General features: G+C 72.5%; 5 protein-coding genes. 3 read left to right on the forward strand and 2 right to left on the reverse strand.

The features are described 5' to 3' along the window. Together ACWCSD_RS47040 and ACWCSD_RS47045 are read left to right on the forward strand one after the other, a co-directional pair. The coding region (locus ACWCSD_RS47040) for an MFS transporter (RefSeq protein ID WP_449925403.1) at positions 1-2,103 on the forward strand (2,103 nt) is incomplete at its 5' end. Next, positions 2,100-3,095, forward strand: a complete 996-nt coding sequence (locus ACWCSD_RS47045) for a threonine ammonia-lyase (protein WP_449925406.1) — start codon at positions 2,100-2,102, stop codon at positions 3,093-3,095. The genes ACWCSD_RS47040 and ACWCSD_RS47045, both read left to right, overlap by 4 nt. A 145-nt stretch (positions 3,096-3,240) precedes the next feature. On the opposite strand, the gene ACWCSD_RS47050 is transcribed toward ACWCSD_RS47045, so the two are convergent. Next, positions 3,241-3,447, reverse strand: a complete 207-nt coding sequence (locus ACWCSD_RS47050) for a hypothetical protein (RefSeq protein WP_352327996.1) — start codon at positions 3,445-3,447, stop codon at positions 3,241-3,243. Between the two features lie 161 nt (positions 3,448-3,608). On the opposite strand from ACWCSD_RS47050, the gene ACWCSD_RS47055 reads away from it, so the two are divergent. After that, positions 3,609-4,217, forward strand: a complete 609-nt coding sequence (locus tag ACWCSD_RS47055; RefSeq protein ID WP_449925410.1) for a DUF6461 domain-containing protein — start codon at positions 3,609-3,611, stop codon at positions 4,215-4,217. 46 nt (positions 4,218-4,263) lie between these two features. On the opposite strand, the gene ACWCSD_RS47060 is transcribed toward ACWCSD_RS47055, so the two are convergent. Continuing rightward, positions 4,264-5,353 (reverse strand): WD40 repeat domain-containing protein (locus tag ACWCSD_RS47060; protein WP_449925413.1); only part of this gene is annotated, 1,090 nt, incomplete at its 5' end.

A 5,353-nucleotide genomic window follows, 5' to 3' on the forward strand; every position in this document is an offset into this window, starting at 1 on the left:
TTCCTCGGCCAGGAGAGCGGCGGCGGCCTGCTGCACCGCCTGGGCGGCGGCCCGGCCAGCGAGTTCACCTTGCTCTGCGTGCCGTACGGCGGCGGGTCGGCGGCGGTCTACCAGCCGCTGGCGGCCGCACTCGGAGACCGGGTCGAGGTGCTCTCGGTCGAGCTGCCCGGCCACGACCCCGCCAGACCCGACGAGCTGCCGCTGCCCCTGGCGGAGCTGGTGGACGTGCTGGCCGCCGAAGTGGCGGCGACCGCGTCCGGCCCGGTCGCGATCTACGGCCACTGCGTGGGCTCCGCGCCCGCCGTCGCGCTCGCGCGCAAGCTGGAGGCCGACGGCGTGCCCGTGCTGGGCGTGATCGCCGCCGCCAGCTTCCCGGCCGCGCGGCTGCCCGGCATGGTCAGGCGGCTGTTCGGCGGCGACCGCTGGGTGTCCGACCGGATGTTCCGCGACGCGCTGCGCGCCTCCGGCGGGCTGCTCGACGACATGGACGAGGCCGCCAAACGCACCGCCGTACGGGCCATGCGGCACGACGCCGACCAGGCGCAGGAGTGGTTCGGCCAGGAGCTGGCCGGCGAGGGCACGCCGCTGCGCGCCCCGATCCTGAGTCTGGTCGGGGAACGCGACCGCGCCACCGAGCTGCACGAGGAGCGCCACACCGAGTGGGCGGCGTTCGCGCCGCGGGTGGAGCGGGCCGTGCTGCCCAGGGCCGGCCACTACTTCCTGCGCCACCAGGCCGAGCCGCTGGCCGCCGTCGTGCTGGCGCACCTGACCCGCTGGGCGGCCGGAACGCTGCCCGATCCGGTGCGCCCGCCCGAACGCACCAGACTGGGGTCCTTCTACACCGTCGCGGGCGGGCAGATCGTCTCGGCGCTGGGCACGGCGCTGAGCTCGTTCGCGCTCGGCGTGTGGGCCTACCAGCGCAGCGGCGAGATCCTGGATCTGGCGCTGATCACGATGCTGGCGCAGATCCCGGCCGTGCTGCTCACCCCGCTGGGCGGCGCGCTGGCCGACCGGGTGGACCGGCGCAAGATCATGCTGGCCTGCGACGCGCTGTCCGGGATCGCCATGGTGGCGCTGGTGCTGCTGCTGACCACCGATCGGTTGGAGTTCTGGAACGTCTGCCTCATCGTGGGCGTGACCTCGGTCGTGTCGGCGTTCCAGCAGCCCGCCTGGCTGGCGGCTATCGCGCAGCTGGTGCCCAAGCCGTACCTGCCGCAGGCCAACGCGCTGGCCAACGTGGGCTTCGGCGCGGGCAACGTGGTCGCGCCGCTCGCGGGCGGCGCGCTGATCGGCCTGTTCGGGCTGTCGGCGGTGGTGGCCGTGGACGTGGCCACGTTCGCGGTCGGGGTGCTGACACTGCTGCTGGTGCGCTTCCCCGACCGGCTGTTCCACCGGCGCGAGGAGACGTTCACGGCGGCGCTCACCGGCGGGTGGCGGTTCCTGCGCCGGCGGCGGCCGCTGATGGTGATGGCGCTCTACTTCGCGGTGGTGAACTTCTGCACCGCGCTGATGTGGGTGCTGGTCACCCCGGTCGTGCTGGCCATCGGCGACTCGGCCGACCTCGGCGCGGTGACCGCCGTCGGCGGCGTCGGCGCGGCCGTGGGCACCGGCGTGGTGCTGGTGTGGGGCGGCACCCGGCGGCGGGCGACCGGCATGATCGGTTTCGTCGTCGGCTCCGGGATCGGCGTGGTGCTGATGGGCGTGTGGCCGGTCGTGTGGCTGGTCGCGGCCGGGTTGTTCGTCCGGCTGGCGTGCATGAGCATCGGCAACGCGCACTGGCTGTCGATCATCCAGGTCAAGGTGGGGCCGGAGCTGCAGGGGCGGGTGCTCGCGGTGAACATCATGATCGCCACGGCCATGCAGCCGATCGGCTTCCTCTCCGCCGGCCCGCTGGCGGACTGGGCCGGACGGTTCGCCACCGGCCCCGGCGGGGGCGCCGGGGTGGTGCTGCTGGCCAGCGGCGTGTTCCTGGTGCTGTGGGGGCTGCTGGGGCTCCGGCACCGGCCGCTGCACCACCTGGAGGACCTCGTCCCGGACGCCGCCCCGCCCTCGGAGGCCGCGGCCGACCTGGACGCCATCCAGGAGAGGGTGCTGAGCGCATGAGCGAGAGTGCTGAGCCCATGGAAACGGAGGGGGCGGCGGGCGCGCGGCTGGTCACCGCGGCCGACGTGCGGGCGGCCGGTGACCGCATCGCGCCGTACGTCCGGCGCACGCCGCTGCTGCGGCTGCCCGGCGAACGGCTCTGGGTCAAGCCGGAGAACCGGCAGCCCACCCGCTCCTTCAAGGTGCGCGGCGCGGCCAACGCCGTGGGCCGGCTGGCCGGGCGCGGCGTCCGGCACGTGGTGGCGCAGTCGTCGGGCAACCACGCCCAGGCCATCGCCTACGCCGCCGCCGAACACGGGGTGCGGGCGACCGTCGTCCTGCCGGACACGGCGCCCGAGCTGAAGGTCAGCGCCGCGCGCCGGCTCGGCGCGGAGGTGGTGATCGTCCCGCCCGCGCTGCGGGAGGAGGCGTGCCTGGCGCTGGCCGACCGGTTCGGCGCGACGGTGATCGGCTCCGACGCGTTCGACGTCATCGCCGGGCACGGCAGCGCCGGGACCGAGATCTGCCTGGACCTGCCGGACGCGGGGACCGTCCTGGTGCCCGTCTGCAACGGCGGCCTGCTGGCGGGGATCGCGGTCGCCGTCAAGGCCGCCGACCCGGCGATCCGGGTGATTGGCGTCGAGCCCGAGCTGGCCGCCGACGGGACGGCCAGCTTCCGGTCGGGCACGCGCACGGCGTGGCCGGTGGAGCTGACCTACCGCACGCGGGCCGACGGCCTGCGCGCGCCGGTGCTGGGCGCCCTGGCCTGGGAGCACGTCCACCGGTACGTGGACGACATGGTGACCGTGACCGAGGACGCCATCGACGCCGCCGCCGGCCTGCTCCACCGGGAGCTGGGGGAACGCGCCGAACCCAGCGGCGCGGTGGCCACCGCCGCCTACCTCGCCCACCAGGCGCACCTGCCGCCGGGGCCGGTCGTCGCGGTCCTCTCCGGTGGCAACGTCGCGATCACCCCGGAAACCAGCCAGGAGCCACTGGCACGAAGCACCTGATCCATACCAGAGTCAACGGCTGTGGTGGCGGCGCCCGCGAGCGCCGTCACCACAGCACGGCGGACGATCACTCCGCCCCGACCGCCCCGGTTCGTTGTGCCGTCACCCCGGCATCCGGCGCCCCGCAGAACTCCGCAGACTGTGCCTACCCGAGACGCTCCCGCCCCTTGTCCGTCAACGACGCCAGGTGCACCCCTACGCCGAAGGTGGTGAAGCCCGACCTGGCCGCCTTCGTGAACTCCGCGACCACCACGTCCGACGGGAAGTCCTTGACCAGGACGTCATAGGCCGCGAATCCATGATCCCGGACGGCGGCGAGAACCATGTCCGTGGTCAGCTCGGGGTGTTCCACGATCTCCTCCAGCAGGTCGCCCTGCCTTCACAGTCGCACCGTTGCCGCCACCTGTCATCAGCAACGGCTCTTTCGGTGCCCGCTCCCAGCGCCGACCGGTCGTCCGCGCCTCTCGGAGATCATTGCGATGATGTCCGGCAACTGATCACGGGAGCGCTGTAGTGCGAGACGCGTACAAGGACTTCGACTGGCTGGCCACGTACGGCCCGTTCCATGACGTCTCGTGTGTGTCCTTCGCCCGGTCCCTCACCCCTCGCGAAGCGCTGACCCGCCTCGGCGCAGGGCCCGGCGACATCGAGCAGGTGACCTTCGACGGTCTCCAGGAACGAACGATGGAGTGCATCGACGCCGACAACCTGCGCAGCGACTACGTGGGCGCACTTGAGACGGCGGGCTGGACGGTGCTCGTCCAACTCTGGACAGGATCAGCCGCCTTCAACCGCCTGCTGCCGACTCTCGCCCAAGGGACCGAGGTCGTGTCGATCAGCCGAAACCTCCACGCCGACGACTACTTCACCTATGCGATCGACGGCGAAGAGATCACCTGCTTCAACCAGCTCTCCCCTTATGTACGCATGGGCAGCGATCCTGACCGATTGATTCTTGAGATGTGGGAGGTAGGGCTGAGTCTCAACCGCGACCGGACGGGCCCGGGCGGCCACGCCACGTTCCAGCGATCGTTCGCGCTGGCGAAGAAGCTCACCGGCGTCGCCTTCTCCCAGAGCATGCTGGACATGCGATTCCTCGCCGCCAGGATCAGAAACGGATGATCACCACCTCGGTACGGATCCCGACGCGTTCGCCCGGCGACCGCCTCTATGGATTCGACCCGCGCAAGCGGGCGCGCAGGTTGTCGATGCGCCGGTACAGCACTTGGTGGTCGGGCGGCTGAGTGCTCTCCCACAACCGCACCTTCCTGTCGGCGCCCGCGGTGGCGAGCAGATGCCCGTGCGGGTGGAAGGCGATGGCCCGGACGGGACCGGTGTGGCCGTCGAGAGGCCGCCCCACCTGTTCTCCGGAATCGAGCTGCCACAACCGGACCAACCCGTCATCGCCGGCACTGGCCACCAGGTCCGCTCCCGGATGGAAGGCCACCGACCGGACCGGGCCGATGTGGCCGACGAAGGGGTCGGCCGTGGCGCGTCCCGACGCGGGATCCCACAACCGCACCGTCTCGTCGTCGCCGCCGCTGGCCAGGACGTGCCCGTCCGGGTGGAAGGCCACCGTCACGACCGCGCCGCTGTGACCTGCCAACGGCTCACTGACCGGCTGCCCGGACGTCGTGTTCCACAACCGGACCATGCCGTCGTCCCCGCCGTTGGCCAGCAGGCGTCCGTCGAGGTCGAAGGCGAGGGCCCAGCCGGCGCCGTCATGGTCGATGAGCGGCCCCCGCACCGGCCTTCCCGTGGTGATGTCCCACAATCTCACGGTGCCGTCGATGCCGCCGCTGGCCAGGACGTGCCCGTTCGGGTGGAAGGCCACCGACCAGACAGTGCCGGCATGGCCGTGCAACGGATCACCCACCGGTCGCAGCCCGTCGATCGTCCACAGGCGTACCGTCTTGTCGCTGCCGCCACTGGCCACCAGATCCCCGTCGGGATGGAAGGCCACCGCCACGACCGCACCCGTGTGGCCCAGCAGAGGCTCCCGCCACGGCCTGCCCGTCACCGTGTCCCACAGCCGCACGGTCCCGTCGCCGCCGCCGCTGGCCAGGATGCGCCCGTCCGGATGGAAGGCCACCGACCAGACGGCGCCGGAGTGACCTTCCGCATTCGCCCCGTCCACCGGCCGGTACAGCTCATGCGGTGGATCGGAGGCCGGCCCTTGGGCGTCCTCCGTCCGGGCTGTGGGCCCGGTCTCGGGATCCAGCGGGCGACCGCGCTGCGAACGCAGGTCGTGGGCGGCG

The sequence above is a fragment of the Nonomuraea sp. NPDC001684 genome (genome assembly GCF_053596515.1).

What these genes read in the sequence shown, in the direction of transcription:
- ACWCSD_RS47045 (WP_449925406.1), top strand. Translation starts at nt 2,100, where the DNA reads ATGAGCGAGAGTGCTGAGCCCATGGAAACGGAGGGGGCGGCGGGCGCG.